Source organism: Vibrio sp. D54 (assembly GCF_021728075.1).
Classification (GTDB): Bacteria; Pseudomonadota; Gammaproteobacteria; order Enterobacterales; family Vibrionaceae; genus Vibrio; species Vibrio alginolyticus.
On the sequence record NZ_JAKKCS010000013.1, the window covers coordinates 105,272 to 121,914 of the forward strand.

At 44.7% G+C, this 16,643-nt stretch carries 14 protein-coding genes; 5 read left to right on the plus strand and 9 right to left on the minus strand.

Annotation, left to right across the window (positions count from 1 at the left end):
• Window positions 1-53 precede the first annotated feature (53 nt).
• A complete protein-coding gene (locus L3V37_RS16850; protein WP_237306641.1) occupies window positions 54-545 on the minus strand; it encodes a prepilin peptidase in 492 nt (163 codons plus the stop codon).
• A 5-nt stretch (window positions 546-550) separates the two neighbouring features.
• Window positions 551-748, minus strand: coding sequence for a Flp family type IVb pilin (locus tag L3V37_RS16855; RefSeq protein ID WP_237306642.1), 198 nt, complete (start codon window positions 746-748; stop codon window positions 551-553).
• A 336-nt stretch (window positions 749-1,084) separates the two neighbouring features.
• Here L3V37_RS16855 and L3V37_RS16860 point away from each other — a divergent pair, with 336 nt between their 5' ends.
• Both L3V37_RS16860 and L3V37_RS16865 read left to right on the plus strand, forming a co-directional pair.
• Window positions 1,085-1,810 carry an AraC family transcriptional regulator gene (locus L3V37_RS16860; RefSeq protein ID WP_151515083.1) on the plus strand — a complete coding sequence of 242 codons (726 nt, stop codon included), beginning with the start codon at window positions 1,085-1,087 and terminating at the stop codon, window positions 1,808-1,810.
• Window positions 1,811-1,958: 148 nt separating this feature from the next.
• The gene (locus L3V37_RS16865; RefSeq protein ID WP_237306643.1) at window positions 1,959-3,650 is read left to right on the plus strand and encodes an AMP-binding protein; all 1,692 of its coding nucleotides are present in this window, start codon (window positions 1,959-1,961) and stop codon (window positions 3,648-3,650) included.
• A 68-nt stretch (window positions 3,651-3,718) separates the two neighbouring features.
• On the opposite strand, the gene L3V37_RS16870 is transcribed toward L3V37_RS16865, so the two are convergent.
• Complete coding sequence (locus L3V37_RS16870; protein ID WP_005380156.1) at window positions 3,719-3,928, minus strand: DUF1127 domain-containing protein; 210 nt, start codon at window positions 3,926-3,928, stop codon at window positions 3,719-3,721.
• 97 nt (window positions 3,929-4,025) lie between these two features.
• On the opposite strand from L3V37_RS16870, the gene L3V37_RS16875 reads away from it, so the two are divergent.
• Complete coding sequence (locus L3V37_RS16875; protein WP_130545035.1) at window positions 4,026-4,973, plus strand: LysR substrate-binding domain-containing protein; 948 nt, start codon at window positions 4,026-4,028, stop codon at window positions 4,971-4,973.
• A gap of 118 nt (window positions 4,974-5,091) precedes the next feature.
• Here the strand turns inward: L3V37_RS16875 and fusA are convergent, their stop codons facing one another.
• Entirely contained in the window at window positions 5,092-7,182 is a 2,091-nt protein-coding gene (fusA, locus tag L3V37_RS16880) for an elongation factor G (RefSeq protein WP_005386444.1), read from the minus strand.
• A gap of 215 nt (window positions 7,183-7,397) precedes the next feature.
• Entirely contained in the window at window positions 7,398-8,777 is a 1,380-nt protein-coding gene (gene radA / locus L3V37_RS16885; RefSeq protein WP_005386443.1) for a DNA repair protein RadA, read from the minus strand.
• Window positions 8,778-8,913: 136 nt separating this feature from the next.
• Between radA and L3V37_RS16890 the strand changes: the two genes are divergently transcribed.
• A complete protein-coding gene (locus L3V37_RS16890) occupies window positions 8,914-11,262 on the plus strand; it encodes a PilZ domain-containing protein (RefSeq protein ID WP_005380143.1) in 2,349 nt (782 codons plus the stop codon).
• Window positions 11,263-11,325: 63 nt separating this feature from the next.
• On the opposite strand, the gene serB is transcribed toward L3V37_RS16890, so the two are convergent.
• Window positions 11,326-12,306, minus strand: coding sequence for a phosphoserine phosphatase (gene serB, locus L3V37_RS16895; RefSeq protein WP_005386439.1), 981 nt, complete (start codon window positions 12,304-12,306; stop codon window positions 11,326-11,328).
• Window positions 12,307-12,397: 91 nt separating this feature from the next.
• Between serB and L3V37_RS16900 the strand changes: the two genes are divergently transcribed.
• The gene (locus tag L3V37_RS16900) at window positions 12,398-13,003 is read left to right on the plus strand and encodes a YtjB family periplasmic protein (RefSeq protein WP_005391677.1); all 606 of its coding nucleotides are present in this window, start codon (window positions 12,398-12,400) and stop codon (window positions 13,001-13,003) included.
• A gap of 96 nt (window positions 13,004-13,099) precedes the next feature.
• On the opposite strand, the gene deoD is transcribed toward L3V37_RS16900, so the two are convergent.
• The 3 genes from deoD to deoA all read right to left on the minus strand — a co-directional run bounded on the left by deoD (window position 13,100) and on the right by deoA (window position 16,580).
• Window positions 13,100-13,819, minus strand: a complete 720-nt coding sequence (gene deoD / locus L3V37_RS16905; RefSeq protein ID WP_005380140.1) for a purine-nucleoside phosphorylase — start codon at window positions 13,817-13,819, stop codon at window positions 13,100-13,102.
• A gap of 143 nt (window positions 13,820-13,962) precedes the next feature.
• Window positions 13,963-15,183, minus strand: coding sequence for a phosphopentomutase (locus L3V37_RS16910; RefSeq protein WP_017820430.1), 1,221 nt, complete (start codon window positions 15,181-15,183; stop codon window positions 13,963-13,965).
• Between the two features lie 68 nt (window positions 15,184-15,251).
• Window positions 15,252-16,580: a thymidine phosphorylase gene (gene deoA / locus L3V37_RS16915; protein WP_237306644.1), complete on the minus strand. Its 1,329-nt coding sequence runs from the start codon at window positions 16,578-16,580 to the stop codon at window positions 15,252-15,254.
• Window positions 16,581-16,643: the final 63 nt, after the last annotated feature.

Consider the following 16,643-nt stretch of genomic DNA (forward strand, 5'->3'; position numbering starts at 1 on the left):
AGTTGCCTAGCCAACTGATGCTGAATGTACTGCATGCCATTTATTATTTTTATTTAGTGGGTGTAGGAGAAATAAGCTAATCCAATTACGATTATCGGCGCGAAAGGAATGACTAACGGCTTATTAGACCTAAAGCCTGGTGTTACTTTTTCTGAGCAATACCCTTTTATCTGGTGTGATAGAGCAACACTAGTCGATGACACGTGTAACATTAGATAAAAAATGCCCACGATGCCTCCAGCAAGTATTATTCCAGTAGACGCTTCCCCAAGATTACTCAGACCGAGCCATGTTCCTACGACGGCGAGTAACTTGACGTCTCCTCCAGCCATTACTTTGAACAGATACAGCGCGAAACACACTGCAAACGCAACCAGCCCACCATATACATGATCCAAACCACTTGTGGCTGGGTTGTAAATTACGTTTGCAGTAACAGCAACCAAAAGCATAAGCACCGCTTTATTTGGTATTTTGTGTTTCTGAGCGTCTGAGACTCCAATCGCAATAAGCAATGACCAAATAATTAACTCAGTCTCAAGCATTAATCTTATTGACCAGTTCCACCAGCTTCACCAGCTCCACTAATATCGCTTGCGACTGCTACAAACTTGTCTGCGAGAGTTCCCCAAAAGTCTGTGCTCAACATCGCTGCTACAATTAGTGCCGCACCTAGGATGTACTCCAAAAGTGTTAGCCCCTCTTCGTCTTCCATGAAGTCCTTGATTAGATTGCGAAAGTTATCCATAAGATTATCCCCTTTATTTAACCAAATCTCGCTTGTCCATGACGCAGGTATCATATACACCCGAATCATGCTTAAACATTAGTCATCAAGAATTAGGGGGGTTAGGACTTTTTTGCCAAAGGTTAGTACTTTCTTGCCTGTCTGCGCTTCAGAGGCAAAATGTATCATAAATAAGACATACCACTGTAAGCTATGTGACACATTTCACACTTGCAGTATGACTATACAAGCCTAAGCTTAATAAACGAAAGGGTGAGGTCTGAAGCTCAAGGAATGAGGCTCGACTGACCTCAATGCATACTAACACTGGTGTAGTACGTACTGAGCAGGATTCATATGGATAAACAGACCAAAGCTTACTGGATAGGAGAGACCCTTTGCTCGCTGCCGGAACAATTTCGTTGTGAGTTTGATGGGTGCTTTGACATTATGGACTGCAGTAAAGATATCTCAGTCCTCAGTGATAAAGAACATAGCTATTTCTTTTACTACATAACCTGTGATCATCAAGAGCACTTGAAAGGTGTTATAACGCTCTGTAAAAACCTCGACAAAAAACTGATCGTCGTATCTCCAAAAGATACAGTTCCCCACTTGCCGCCCAAGCATATTTGTGCGGAATATTATAAGTTGAACGAGCTCACTCTTCCTATCTGGCTTTCACAGATAAAATTGAAATACTTTTTGCATAGTAAAGTAGACGAAGAACAAATCTCGGTAGATAAACTTTTCTCTCGAAGCGGCAAGTCAAACTTTTCAGACGTAGTCCATTACATCGCCAATAACGTTCATAAGGACCTAAGAGAAGAGGAAGCAGCCGCTCTTTGCCATTACTCGCCGAACTACTTTTCCAAAGTTTTCCACCGTAAAGTGGGTATGTGCTTTCGTGATTATGTCACGGCGAAACGCATTTCATTAGCTAAGAAAATGCTAATTGAAAATGAATCGATGAAAATTGCTTACATTGCTTATCAGTGCGGGTATCGAGACGTTTCTTACTTTTCTCGAATTTTTAAGAAAAAAACGGGGCTGTCTCCAGCAAATTATCGACAGCAGTTTTAGGCTTTATTTGTAGCGACTGTCAGGACAACTAACGCTATCTTCCCCACATATTTCATCAAAATGCATTCCCGTGTCGCGATTTAACATGCTAAAGTTAACAATGCGTTAACAATTATAAATACAATGAGAAGACATGGAGTCACTTAAAATGAATCAGCCGAATCTAAATAGCGCTGCTGGTTGCGCTCTCCCACCACCAAATGAAATGATCCTCAAATGGGCTCAAGAGCGTCCAAATGAGGTCTACCTAAAACAAATTATTAACCGACAGTTTGTTGAGTACACATTCTCTGATGTTGCAGATCAAGCCTTAAAACTTGTCAGCGCACTACGCTCGCTTGGTGTAAAGCCTGGCGACAAAGTCGCGTTAGTATCTAAAAACTGTGCAGAATGGTTTATTTGCGATCTTGCTATGATGCTTGGTGACTATGTCAGTGTGCCAATCTTTCCTACCGCCGGTGCAGATACCATCGAATACTGTGTGACTCATAGTGAAAGTAAAGCGATCATTGGCGGAAAACTCGATGATCCCAAAGCAACTCAGCAAGTCATTGATGCTATGCCTGAACTCATTAGCATCGCTCTACCTTATGACACGGCACCTAAGTGTAAGCACGAATACCAAGCGATCATTGCTGATGCAGTGCCAAGTGAAGAGCGTCCGCAGCATTACGATGACAAGCTAATGTCGTTGGTGTATACCTCAGGCACATCAGGGTTACCGAAAGGCGCGATGCTAACTTACGGCGCATTCAGTTGGTCTGTTCAGCAACTGATCAATCATATTGGTATCCAAGAAAACGACCGATTGTTCTCTTATTTACCGCTCGCTCATATTACAGAGCGTGTTTATATCTTCGGTTCATCGATTATGGGTGGCGTACCAACAGCATTTCCAGAGTCACTGGACACTTTTATCGAAGATGTGAAGATGCACCGACCAACTCTGTTTATCTCCGTCCCACGATTATGGACGCTATTCCAGCAACGTATTCAAGACAAACTTCCACAGAAGAAGCTCAATATTCTGTTGAAAATCCCATTCGTCAATTCTTTGATCAAGAAAAAGCTAGCAGATGGTCTAGGTTTAGATCAGGCTCGAGTATTGGGCTGTGGCTCTGCACCTGTCTCGCCAGCGCTGTTGGAATGGTACCACTCAGTGGGCCTTGATATCACAGAGGCTTGGGGGATGACGGAATCATTTGCCTACAGCACGCTCAACTACCCATTTAGAGCTGACAAAATTGGTAGTGTCGGTAATGCAGGGCCAGGCATTGAGTTAAAAATCGCAGCTGATGATGAAATCATGGTGCGTGGCAAAGGGCTATTTTCTGGCTACTACAAAAATGACATTGCCACCCAAGAGTCTTTTGATTCAGAGGGCTGGCTACACACAGGCGATATCGGCGCTATCGACTCAGATGGTTATCTAACGATTCAAGGCCGTAAAAAAGATAACTTCAAAACCGCCAAAGGTAAATTTGTCTCTCCGGTTCCTATCGAGAAAAAGCTTTTCGAGTACAGTCGCGTAGAGATGATGTGTCTCATCGGTTTAGGGCTACCCGCTCCGATTCTTTTGGTTGTGCCACATGACTTCCCTAACTTTGATCGAGAGCGATACGCACGTACCACACGTAAAGTTATTGCCAGGATGAATCAAGAACTCGCCTCTCATGAGCAAATCAAAGGTGTGTTAATGATTAAAGAACCTTGGAGTATAGAAAATGGCGTACTGACGCCAACGCTTAAAATTAAACGTCATGTGCTCGAACAAAAGTATCATGAGATAGGCCACAATTGGCCAAAAGATGAATTGGTCGTGTGGGAAGAAGACTTGTAATTTTGCTTGCACTCCTTAACACCATTGGGGAGTGCAACTTAACTTTGAGCTTGAATCAAACTCATAAACTACTCTCTCCAGAATGGCTTACTCACTTCACAACTAATCTCCCTTTCACCTAATCCAATATCGTCCCAAAGGTGCTTTGGTAACTCTCTCAAGTGACGACGTGTCTTATAGTTCCTTCTCCAAGCCGCCAGTTTAGAATAAATTAACTGTAACCCGCTCTGATGGGCAGTAGGTATAGTACGTTCACAAGTGTGTGTCATGTTTTCCATTTCAAAGATTCCTATACAATGTTGACCACTTAATAATCAGCGACTACGCTGATATCCTCAAACGATAGAATCTGCCATAGAGTTAAGGAAAACTAATGTGAAAGATCGAATGCCTCCCTTACAGGGCTTGTATTACTTTTTCGTTGCAGCAAAGGAAGGAAGCTTTAAAACGGCAGCAAAAGAACTGTTTGTTACGCCAGCGGCCATTAGTCAGCAAATTCGTCATTTAGAAGAGTTCTTAGGCACGGACCTATTTGTTCGTCAGCACAGAAAAATCGTGCTCACACCAGAGGGAGAGCTACTGTTTAGTCAGGCAGAAAGAGGGTTTGCTCATTTGCAACAAGGGGTTAGATTAGTCAATCAAGATCCAAACCCGAACCACCTTTCGATATCAACACTCCCCTCTTTCGCTCATCATTGGTTAGTCCCGAAAATTACGGCTTTTCGCCAGCGTCACCCTGATATCGCCTTGCTATTAGAACCAACCAATGATTTGGTGTCTTTTCAAGATAGTCAGATAGATTTATGTGTTCGTTACGGTTTAGGAAAATATCCCAATTTAGAATCACAATGGCTGATGGACGAAGCTTTTTATCCTGCTTGTCATCCGGTGTACCAGAAAGAGCACGGGATCTATAACATCGAGGATTTAAGCAAAGCTGAGCTGATTGAAGATGTTTGGCCTGATCTTGATTGGAATATGTGGTTAGCAACCTTGGGTCACTGCGCAGCAAAGCCTACCTTAAAATACAGTGGATCACATCTCGTACTTGAGGCTGCACTATCACTTCAAGGCGTGGCATTAGTAAAACACAGTTTAGCCCATCAATATTTTCGTTCTGGCAAATTGGTCCGAATTGGAGATATCGCCATCAAGCCCAATTTTGCGTATTACTTGTGCGCGCCAAAAGGCTACTTAAAAAGACCTAAAGCTCAATTGTTTGCGCAATGGTTGAAGGAAGAAATAGAAATATTTGAAAAGTCAGTGGTGCCAGACTTTAGGACCATTGACCTAAAAGGCAACAGCACTAGAACGGCATCATAACAATCGTCAAAACAAACGCTAAATAGGAATAAAACAAAAACGCTCTGCGTATAAGACTGCTAGATACAAAAAGCCCCGCACTAAGCGGGGCTTTCAAGTTATAGAGTTAACTTAAGAATTACTTCTTAGCGTTACGCTCTTTAACGTCAGCAATTACTTGCTCTGCAACGTTTGTTGGACATGGTGCGTAGTGTGAGAACTCCATAGAGAACTGACCACGACCAGAAGTCATAGTACGTAGAGTACCGATGTAACCAAACATTTCTGATAGAGGTACATCACCCTTGATACGTACGCCTGTAGACGCTGCTTGTTGGTCTTTGATCATACCACGACGACGGTTAAGGTCACCGATTACGTCACCAACGTGATCTTCTGGAGTGAACACGTCAACTTTCATGATTGGCTCAAGAAGTTGCGCGCCAGCTTTAGGCATAGACTGACGGAATGCACCTTTCGCTGCGATTTCGTAAGCGATAGCTGAAGAGTCAACTGCGTGGAAACCACCGTCGAATAGTTCAACTTCAACGTCTAGAGTAGGGAAGCCAGCTAGAACACCGTGCTCCATCATTGACGCAAAGCCTTTCTCAACTGCAGGCCAGAATTCTTTAGGTACGTTACCACCAACAACTGTTGATTTGAACGTGAAGCCAGAGTTTGGCTCACCTGGTTTGATGCGGTAATCGATCTTACCGAACTGACCAGAACCACCAGACTGTTTCTTGTGCGTGTAGCTATCTTCGATTGCTTGAGTGATAGTTTCACGGTAAGCAACCTGTGGAGCACCAACTTCTAGCTCAACGCCGTAAGTACGCTTAAGGATATCTACCTTGATGTCTAGGTGAAGCTCACCCATACCTTTCAGGATAGTTTCGCCTGAATCTTCATCAGTCTCAACTTGGAATGATGGATCTTCTGCAACCATTTTACCGATCGCGATACCCATCTTCTCAGAACCGCCTTTATCTTTAGGCTTAACTGCGATAGAGATTACTGGATCTGGGAAGATCATTGGCTCAAGAGTACATTCGTGCTTAGGATCACATAGAGTGTGACCAGTTTGAACGTTCTTCATACCAACTACAGCGATGATGTCACCAGCTTGTGCTGAATCGATCTCGTTACGCTCGTCCGCGTGCATCTCAACCATACGGCCGATACGCTCTGTTTTACCAGTTGCAGAGTTAAGGATTGTGTCACCTTTCTTCATCTTACCAGAGTAGATGCGGATAAAGGTTAGAGCACCGAAGCGGTCATCCATGATCTTAAATGCAAGAGCACGTAGTGGCTCGTCTGCAGATACAGTCGCAACTTCACCAGTTGGCTCACCAGTCTCTGAATCAGTTAGAGGCTGTGGATCAACTTCTGTTGGAGATGGTAGGTAATCAATTACCGCGTCAAGAATAAGTTGGATACCTTTGTTCTTGTACGCTGAACCACAGTAAGTTGGGAAGAATGCTAGATCACGAGTACCTTTACGGATACAACGTTTGATGTCTTCTAGAGATGGCTCTTCGCCTTCTTCTAGGTAAGCCATCATTAGATCTTCGTCTTGCTCTAGAGCAGTTTCGATTAGCATTTCACGGTATTCAGCAGCTTTTTCTACCATGTCTGCTGGAATATCTTGAACTTCGTAGTTCTCTGGTTGGCCAGACTCATCCCATACGTAAGCTTGTTGGCTTAGTACGTCTACAACACCTACGAAATCTTCTTCGATACCGATAGGTAGAGTCATAACTAGAGGTGTAGCACCTAGTACGTTCTGTACTTGATCTACAACTTTGTAGAAATCTGCGCCCATACGGTCTAGTTTGTTAACGAAGATCAGACGTGATACGTGTGATTCGTCAGCGTAACGCCAGTTAGTTTCTGACTGAGGCTCAACACCACCAGAACCACAGAATACACCGATACCACCGTCAAGTACTTTTAGAGAACGGTAAACTTCGATAGTGAAGTCAACGTGTCCAGGAGTATCGATGATGTTTAGACGGTGATCGTTCCAGAAACAAGTTGTTGCTGCAGACTGGATTGTGATACCACGCTCAGCTTCCTGCTCCATGAAGTCAGTAGTAGTTGAACCGTCGTGAGTGTCACCGATCTTATGGATCTTACCAGTTAGCTTTAGGATACGCTCTGTAGAGGTAGTTTTACCCGCGTCTACGTGAGCAAAAATACCAATGTTTCTGTATTTTGATAAATCAGTCATTGTCTTACTCTGTTAATAAGGTATAAAGTGCGCGCAGAGTATATCACATTCTGTCAATACTGATACCCTTGCGTGCGGATGGAAGAAAAAAAATTTTAACGTGAAATTTCCGTCCCCAAAGCATAGTCAAACACAGCAATTTATGTACTTTATTCGCATTTTATTGAGGACGAATAGAACAGTTTGTGATTGCACAAATACCATTCTTATGAGCATTACAGCTCGTCAAAAGCCTCTATAGCTTCCGACAATTTCTTAACGCCGTGAATTTGCATGCCAGGGATGCCACCTTTCGGCATGTTGGCTGCTGGCACGATGGCTTTCTTGAAACCATGTTTGAACGCTTCATTCAAACGCTCTTGCCCACTTGGCACTGGACGGATTTCGCCCGCAAGCCCTACCTCACCAAAAATCACCACATCTTTAGGGAGTGGACGGTCACGAAAACTCGATAAAAGCGCCATAACTAAAGCAAGATCAGCGCTCGTCTCCGTCACCTTAACACCGCCAACCACATTAACAAAGACATCTTGGTCTGCCATTTGTAAGCCACCATGCTTATGCAACACAGCGAGCAAAAGTGATAGGCGGTTCTGCTCCAAGCCGACCGCAACACGACGAGGGTTGGCTAACTGCGAGTAATCCACCAGCGCTTGAATCTCTACTAGTAGAGGGCGCGTGCCTTCCCAAACCACCATGACTGAAGAGCCTGATGTTTCTTCTTCACCACGAGAAAGGAAGATCGCTGATGGGTTACTCACTTCCTTCAATCCTTGGCCTGTCATTGCAAATACACCAAGCTCATTCACAGCACCAAAACGGTTTTTATGACTACGCAAAGTGCGGAATCGGCTATCCGTTCCACCATCGAGTAGTACCGAACAGTCGATAATGTGTTCAAGAACTTTGGGGCCCGCAAGGGTACCATCTTTTGTTACGTGACCAACAATAAATACCGCAACATTATTCTGTTTTGCGTATCGTGTCAGAGCCGTCGCAGATTCACGTACCTGAGCAACACTGCCAGGCGACGATTGAACATCAGAAACGTGCATCACCTGAATCGAGTCTATTACCATTATACGAGGCTGCTCTTTTTCGGCGATTTGGCAAATTTTGTCGACGTTCGTTTCCGATAGCATTTTTAAATGATCTTTCGGCAAGCCCAATCGGGAAGCACGCATTGCCACCTGCTGTAATGACTCTTCACCGGTTACGTAAAGCGTTGGCATTTGCGCAGATAAACTACACATGGTTTGCAACAGAAGGGTTGATTTACCTGCACCAGGGTTACCACCAATCAAAATTGCGGCACCTGGCACAACACCACCACCCAATACGCGGTCAAGCTCTTTAAACCCACTGGTGAAGCGAGGTACTTCTTGCAGATCAATTTCGGATAGCGTTTGAACCGTAGCTTCTGTTGCGGAACCAGCGTAGCCGCTTAAGCGTTCATTGCGAGCAACGGTTGGCGATGCAGCGATACGTACTTCTGTTATCGTATTCCATGCACCACATGCGTTACACTGCCCCTGCCAACGGGGAAAGTCCGCGCCACAATCATTACAAACATACGCTCGTTTTGCTTTCGCCATGATGCCTCAATTTTTTCTACAAATGTGACTAAGCACAGCCAAGTCAGACCTGAACTGAAATGAACTATTGATATACTTAAGTATTACTTCGCTTAGCCGATACAATTTAAAGTAACGACATACTCTAACAGAAATAATGCAGCAATCTGAAATTCTCTCGCTCGCAGAACGACTCATTCCCGTTTACGGTACGAATGACTTTGACTTTGTCCTTGGCCAACTGACCGAGGAAGAGCCGCCTTCGGCCAAAATTTTGGTTAAAATGGAACTTAACCGCTTAATGGCTCCATGCAAAAAAAGCATTGATTTGCGAGGTCGCGTTCAAGGCGAATGTCGCGAGTATATTTTGGATGGTATTCCACATTGGTTGGATGACGTTGCTTTCAACGCTTACCATAAAAACATCAAAAAGTTTGGCTGCTACACGGAAGGAATGTGGGAAGCATTGGTCAACACGCGAAATAACTTTCGCGTAATGAGCAAGCGCCTTACTCAGCAAAAAACGCAATCGTTAACGGATCCTAAAAGCCCGTTCTTAGCAGAACCCGTTCACCTAGGCTACGATTTAAAGCGCCAAGAAAAACGCTTGAAAGTCCAATCTCAAGTTGAAATTTGCCGTTCTAAAGGACAGCTTCTTCATGGATTAAGCATTGATTTATCTAGCTCTGGCGCAAAGTTTAAAGTCCCTAGCGCATTTAAATATAACCTTGGGGAAATTATTCAGGTCACGTTTACTGAATTTGCCAGCAAATCTAACGTTGCAGGTATAGAGAAACCGCTTGCATACCGCATACTCGCGGTTGATGACTGTTACGAAAATGATTCAGTTCGATACCTCAGAACCATACGCTTAACTGATACCAATGTCGTCACCAGAGTGATAGATGAAGCGCTCAACAGTGCTGCTAAAAGGGCTCGTCACGACAATCAAGACAAGATTATTCGAGCTCGAACTCGCGGTTATGAGCATATCGCACTAAAGCACACCAGCAGCTTGCCTCTATTCTTTGATGGTAGTGACCTAAAATTAGCAATGTTAACGCCAAACAATCAAAAGCTTTGGCAATACTGGCACGATGAGAGAAACCAGCAAATGTTTGGTTCCTTATTCAACGAGCAACGCATCGCGTCACTCATTAAGCCTGGTGTTAAAGGAACAACCAATGTCCTTTATTCATTTACTCACGAGCACGAGAATCGAACCTATTTCTATTCGATGTTTCGCCCAGAAGCAACTCGCGAACAGCGCCAGCTATTTTGGCATTTAGGTGGCAAACGAGAGAGTTGGCGCGCCTTTAGAATTTCAATCTTTGAACTATCAGAGCAAGAGCAGGAAGACCTAGCAGCTTTCTCTCCAGAGTTGGCAGAAACGTCTCAATCACTGACTCATATTGGTATTTTGCAAGAAATTGCTGACGAAAAATCAGGGCAGGATTACCTGCTAACTGAAAAGCCGCGCTTACCCGCTAATACGTTAAACGCGTTTCGTCATCCGAGAAGAGTTATCGGCAATCCAAAGGGCATTTATTTTGATGCAAAGTCTCGTCGTAAAGAGCCTCGTTATCGTTTTAAAACACCTTTAGAGTTGTACTCAGGACAAACTAAAACAGGCGGCTGTACTGTTGACCTTTCCAAACGAGGACTCGGAATTAGGCTAAGTGAGCCCACGATGTTACGTTCTGGGCAAGAGGTAAGAATCAACTTTCGAGAATTACAACTCTACGATAAAAAATTGCCGTTAATGTCGGTGCCATATCGAGTAATTCGTGTAAGCCCAGATGGTTGTAGCGTGCAGCTAGTTATTGATGAAAGCAGCCAAACCATGAAGGTAATCGCTTTTTTCAACAGCATTATCGAGCACAATCAAGACAAGCTAATCCCGCAAAAAGAGACGCTACCAAGTAATGCTCTACTTGAAAGGCTGCACTGCATGTTGCTCTCGCGTACGCTGAGCACGCCCATTTTTATCAGTAAGAGTACGTCATCTTCAATAAAAACCCCCGTTATCGGGGTGAACTTGCCGCTACCTAAACACATTGAGCTTTTTGCCCGCCTTGGGCATGACCAACTGTTGTCACTTGAACCTATCTTTAAAGGCCGGACAAGCACATTAATCGCAGAGCCAATAAAACGTGTAGAAGGTGCTCAAGCCAGACATCAGGATATCTACATAAGCGCCGCAAAAGTAGGCAATAAAATTACAGGCATTGAGTCAAAGCTTCATCAAGAGTTCAACAGCGTAAAAGAGCGGATTCAATTTATAAAGAAAGCGCGAATGATGGGTGACTTTTACGTGATTCGCCTTTCTACTGCGCCAATTTTCGATCCGATGACATCATTACTGCAACAAGATTTAAGTGACTTAACCCAATTTGGTGTACATCAAGCAAGCAAGTTAGAAAAAGAGTTGACGGCGCTCGTTGGTTACAGTGAATTTGAAGACATTACTGAAGAGGTAGTAATTAGATTGGAGTTAACCGAGTAAATTCAAAGTCATACCAAATTGAAAAAAAACACCGCCTTTCTGGCGGTGTTTTTGAATGGATGGTTAAGGTTTAGCTTTCCAGCTGACCTTTTGCTGCTTCACCAATGCGCCAGATAAAATACAGAGCACACCGCCCAACCCTGCAAAGCGAATCGCAGATTGCGCTTGAGCTTCCACTTTTGGTTTTGCGTGATAAGCAATCCCTAAGCCCGCCACCGACATCATCACAAGATCATTAGCGCCATCACCGACAGCGACCGTGTTGTGCTGCTCAATTTCATATTCATCCGCCAATTCCACTAGAATGTCAGACTTCATCTGCGCCGTTACCACATCGCCAAGTACGTTACCCGTGAGTTTGCCGTCAATAATTTCTAATTGATTGGAACGAGCAAAATCTAGGTCGACTTTATCTTTGATGTAATCAGAGAAGTAAGTAAAACCACCGGAGGCAATCGCTGTTTTCCAGCCCAAGGCTTTCAACGTCGCAATTAGCGCTTCAAAGTCCGGCATGAATGGTAACTGGGAACGAACTTGTTCAAGAATTGATTCATCGGCACCTTTGAGCTTACCAACTCGCTGACGTAAACTTTGCTCAAAATCCAGCTCACCTTGCATGGCACGTTCAGTGACTTCAGCGACCTCATCCCCTACTCCTGCCAGTTTCGCGATTTCATCAATACACTCTATCTGGATCGCCGTTGAATCCATATCAAATACAATCAACCCTTGGGTTGATAGATCGGGCACTTCATTAAGCGAAGCGTAATCTAGGTTGAGACTTTGTAAGATCGTTTCATGTTGAGGAGTCAACTCTCCGGCCATCAGGGCTACTTCATATTGGCCAACTTTCCACGTTTCTAGTATCGGGTTGTAAAAGCCGGTGAAGAAATCAATGTCTTCGAAGTGACTTGGCGAAAGGTACTCAGCAAATACGATCCAGTTTGCTTTTGCTTTATCTAATTGGGAGGCAAATCGAGTCTCGGGTAATCGTTTTAAAAGTGTCGTATGTTTTCTGATAGGCAAGCTTTTTGACGCGTCCATGTATATAATCCCTTATGACTTTGCTAAAACGTTACCTCAACAAACTAAAAAGGCAAGTCTTTGTTTTATTTTAAATGGATGAGTAAAGAGCATGAGTGAATCTTTGTTCTCAGTAAGGAATGCCCTAAGAATTCTGGCACTAATCCTACTGTGTGTGATGTTGTTTATCACAATAAAAAACAGTGTTGTGATCAGTAAGGGTAATGAGAAAATTCAAGCACAACAGCTTGAAACGCTCACCAAAGTTTTGATTTCACAGGCGTCTCTTTCTGCCAGTGAGATGATTTTAACTAAAGATCAAGAACGATTACTTCAGCTAACAAACCAGCTAGCACAAGACCGTTTAGTGTTTGATGCAACAATCTACGATGCACAGGGTGTACGTTTAGCGTCTAGTGAAGAGGCATTATCGGTACGCGAAGTTCTTGGCCTGGATACGCCTTTGGCAACAGCTTCCATTGGTCGCCAGCAGTTGGTTGAACCAGTTTTTGCAGATGGTGCGCTTATCGGTTTTGTTCGCGTGACCTTTGAGACGGGCCGGGTGACGGCTATTTCTGACCACCACTATCGCAAGAGCGATCGTTATATGTACATGATGGTCTTAATGAGCTTTGTCTGTGGTATGTTGTTCATCTTGATTTTACGTCGACAACCGATACGTCGTAAAAAAGCGCCAAACCTGCTGCTAACCAAGTAACTAGGTAGCGCTAATAACTCATATAAAAACAGCCCGCAATGTGCGGGCTGTTTTTTTTAGCTCTTGAGAGCGAAAAATAGAATGACTCTTCGTCGCTTACTCTTCGTCACCAAGCAATACTGAATCTAGTGCGATTAGCATCATGTCGTTGAATGTCGTTTGACGCTCGTCAGATGTAGTCTGTTCGCCAGTCTTGATATGATCAGAAACCGTACAGATTGTCAGAGCTTTTGCACCGTATTCTGCCGCAACACCGTAAATACCAGCCGCTTCCATTTCAACACCAACAATGCCGTACTTGTCCATTACATCGAACATTTCTGGATCTGGCGTGTAGAAAAGCTCTGCTGAGAATAGGTTACCAACTTTAACGTCAATACCGCGAGCTTTTGCAGCGTCTTCTGCCGCACGAACCATGTTGTAGTCTGCGATTGCCGCGAAGTCATGACCTTTAAAGCGGATACGGTTCACTTTAGAGTCAGTACATGCACCCATGCCGATCACAACATCACGCACTTTGATGTCTTCATTCACTGCGCCACAGCTGCCAACACGGATGATTTTCTTCACGCCGAAGTCTTTGATTAGTTCAGTCGCGTAAATCGAGCATGATGGGATACCCATACCGTGGCCCATTACCGAGATCTTACGGCCTTTGTATGTGCCTGTGTAACCAAACATATTACGAACGTCACACACTTGAACGACATCTTCAAGGAAAGTCTCTGCGATGTATTTTGCACGTAGTGGATCACCAGGCATCAGTACGACGTCTGCAAATGCACCCATTTCAGCATTGATATGTGGAGTTGCCATTTTCTTTTCCTTAACCTTTCTCTAGCGCTCCGCGCTTAAGGCGATATAAGCCAGAGTATTCTCATTTCCGACAAGCAGCATTTACATACTGCAAACATAAAACTAGGAGCAATCAAGCTCCTAGTTTTCAAAAACCTAACTAATTATAGGAAGTTCTTACCGTAATCCATTGGAGAAGTACCGAAGTAACTTGCCAATGTTTGACCGATATCTGCGAATGTTTCGCGGCGGCCAAGAGAACCAGCTGGTACTTTTTGACCATAAACCAATACTGGGATGTGCTCACGAGTATGGTCAGTACCTGGCCATGTTGGGTCACAGCCGTGGTCTGCCGTTAGGATAAGCACATCGTCTTCTTCCATAATCTCTAGCACTTCATTGATGCGACCATCGAAGTACTCAAGTGCCGCTGCGTAACCCGCTACGTCACGACGGTGACCGTAAGCTGAGTCGAAGTCTACAAAGTTAGTGAATACGATCGTGTTGTCGCCCGCTTCTTTGATTTGCTCTAGCGTTGCTTCGAACAATGCAGGGATACCTGTCGCTTTCACTTTCTTAGTGATGCCGCAGTTTGCGTAGATATCAGCAATCTTACCAATAGAAACCACGTTGCCTTGCTTCTCATCAACGAGCTTCTGAAGAACCGTTGCTGATGGTGGCTCTACAGAAAGATCACGACGGTTACCTGTACGCTCAAATTGACCTTTACCAGCACCAACGAATGGGCGCGCGATAACACGACCAATGTTGTAATCTTCTAGCTCTTCACGTGCGATTTGGCAAAGCTCTAGTAGACGGTCTAGACCGAAAGTCTCTTCGTGACATGCGATTTGGAATACAGAGTCAGCAGACGTGTAGAAGATTGGTTTGCCAGTCTTCATGTGCTCTTCACCAAGATCGTCAAGAACTTGAGTACCAGACGCGTGACAGTTACCTAGGAAACCGTCAAGACCTGCACGCTCAAGAATGCGGTCAGTCAATTCTTTCGGGAAGCTGTTTGCTTTGTCAGTGAAGTAACCCCAGTCAAACAGAACAGGAACACCTGCGATTTCCCAGTGACCAGACGGCGTGTCTTTACCTGAAGAAAGCTCTGCTGCATGACCGTATGCACCAATGATTTCAGCGTCTGCGTCTAGTCCAGGTGCGAAGCGACCTGTCGATTCTTTATGCGCCATTGCCAAACCAAGTTTCGATAGATTTGGAAGGCGAAGTGCACCTTGGCGATTGTCGTTATCTGCTAAGCCTTTTTCACATTGGTCAGCGATGTGACCTAGTGTGTCTGAACCTACATCACCAAATTCTTTAGCGTCGGCAGTTGCACCGATACCGAATGAGTCTAGTACTAAAATAAATGCTCTTTTCATTGCTCGTTCCTTAGGCCCACTCGGCTTTTTATTATGGTTGAGTAGGCCTTGTGTAATTACTTGTTCTATTAGATATCTTCTGCACGAATTTGGCGGTAAACCTCTGGAGTTGGTGTGTATTCACCACCTACTTTGATTGCACTGCGCAGTGCTTTTGCCGCTTCTTCCCATTGCTCTTCAGTGCGAGCGTGGATGACCGCAAGAGGTTTATCACTGTCTGCGACCTCACCTAGGCGGATGAACTGCTCGAAACCAACTGCGTAGTCGATTTCATCAGTAGCAACACGACGACCACCACCCATAGCAACCACAGCCATGCCGATAGCACGTGTATCCATTGCAGAGACAATGCCCGTTTCTGTTGCGTAAACTGGCTTGATGATTTCTGCTTTTTCTAGGTAGTTGTCGTAGTTTTCTACGAAGTCCGCGGGGCCGCCTAAGCCGGCAACCATCTTGCCGAAGCACTCAGCCGCTTTGCCGTTATCCAGCACTTCCATCAGTTTTGCGCGTGCGTCTTCTGTGTTCTCAGCAAGCTTGCCAAGTACTAACATTTCAGCACATGAAGCCATGGTCACTTCAAGTAGACGAGGGTTACGGTATTCACCTGTTAAGAAACGAACCGCTTCACGAACTTCTACTGCGTTACCCGCTGAAGACGCCAATACTTGATTCATGTCCGTAAGAATTGCCGTAGTCTTAGTGCCAGCACCGTTTGCTACCGCAACGATTGATTTTGCTAGCTCTTCAGACGCTTCGTAAGTTGGCATAAATGCACCTGAACCCACTTTTACGTCCATCACTAGCGATTCCAGACCCGCCGCCAGTTTCTTAGAAAGGATCGACGCCGTAATCAGGGAGATATTGTCTACCGTTGCGGTAATATCACGAGTCGCGTAAACACGCTTATCCGCAGGAGCAAGGTCACCAGTTTGACCGATGATCGCCACACCAGCGTCTTTGGTTACCTGACCAAAAACATCATTGCTCGGCGTAATGTTGTAACCAGGGATAGATTCAAGTTTATCCAGCGTACCGCCTGTATGACCAAGACCGCGGCCAGAGATCATAGGTACGAAACCGCCACACGCTGCCACCATTGGGCCAAGCATTAAAGAAGTTACGTCACCCACACCACCGGTTGAATGTTTGTCGACAATTGGACCACCGAAGTTCATGTGGCTCCAGTCGATAACCATGCCCGAATCACGCATTGCACACGTTAAGGCGATGCGCTCATCCATGGTCATTTCATTAAAGAAAATCGTCATAGCAAACGCCGCAATCTGACCTTCAGATACCGTGTTGTTCGCTACGCCTTGAATAAAGAAGTTGATTTCGTCGGCGGTTAGGACTTCGCCGTCACGTTTTTTACGAATGATTTCTTGTGGTAAATACATTAGTGCCTCCCAAGCTCTTTTGAGCCATGGTTGTAGTAGGATAGAAGAGGTTTGGTAGCACCC

Excerpts from the sequence above, each read along its gene's own strand:
- L3V37_RS16910 (WP_017820430.1), bottom strand. The coding sequence starts at position 15,183 with ATGAAAAGAGCATTTATTTTAGTACTAGACTCATTCGGTATCGGTGCA.
- radA (WP_005386443.1), bottom strand. The coding sequence starts at position 8,777 with ATGGCGAAAGCAAAACGAGCGTATGTTTGTAATGATTGTGGCGCGGAC.
- deoA (WP_237306644.1), bottom strand. The coding sequence starts at position 16,580 with ATGTATTTACCACAAGAAATCATTCGTAAAAAACGTGACGGCGAAGTC.
- L3V37_RS16890 (WP_005380143.1), top strand. The coding sequence starts at position 8,914 with ATGCAGCAATCTGAAATTCTCTCGCTCGCAGAACGACTCATTCCCGTT.
- L3V37_RS16850 (WP_237306641.1), bottom strand. The coding sequence starts at position 545 with ATGCTTGAGACTGAGTTAATTATTTGGTCATTGCTTATTGCGATTGGA.
- L3V37_RS16855 (WP_237306642.1), bottom strand. The coding sequence starts at position 748 with ATGGATAACTTTCGCAATCTAATCAAGGACTTCATGGAAGACGAAGAG.
- L3V37_RS16900 (WP_005391677.1), top strand. The coding sequence starts at position 12,398 with ATGAGTGAATCTTTGTTCTCAGTAAGGAATGCCCTAAGAATTCTGGCA.
- L3V37_RS16860 (WP_151515083.1), top strand. The coding sequence starts at position 1,085 with ATGGATAAACAGACCAAAGCTTACTGGATAGGAGAGACCCTTTGCTCG.
- deoD (WP_005380140.1), bottom strand. The coding sequence starts at position 13,819 with ATGGCAACTCCACATATCAATGCTGAAATGGGTGCATTTGCAGACGTC.
- serB (WP_005386439.1), bottom strand. The coding sequence starts at position 12,306 with ATGGACGCGTCAAAAAGCTTGCCTATCAGAAAACATACGACACTTTTA.
- L3V37_RS16870 (WP_005380156.1), bottom strand. The coding sequence starts at position 3,928 with ATGGAAAACATGACACACACTTGTGAACGTACTATACCTACTGCCCAT.
- fusA (WP_005386444.1), bottom strand. The coding sequence starts at position 7,182 with ATGACTGATTTATCAAAATACAGAAACATTGGTATTTTTGCTCACGTA.
- L3V37_RS16865 (WP_237306643.1), top strand. The coding sequence starts at position 1,959 with ATGAATCAGCCGAATCTAAATAGCGCTGCTGGTTGCGCTCTCCCACCA.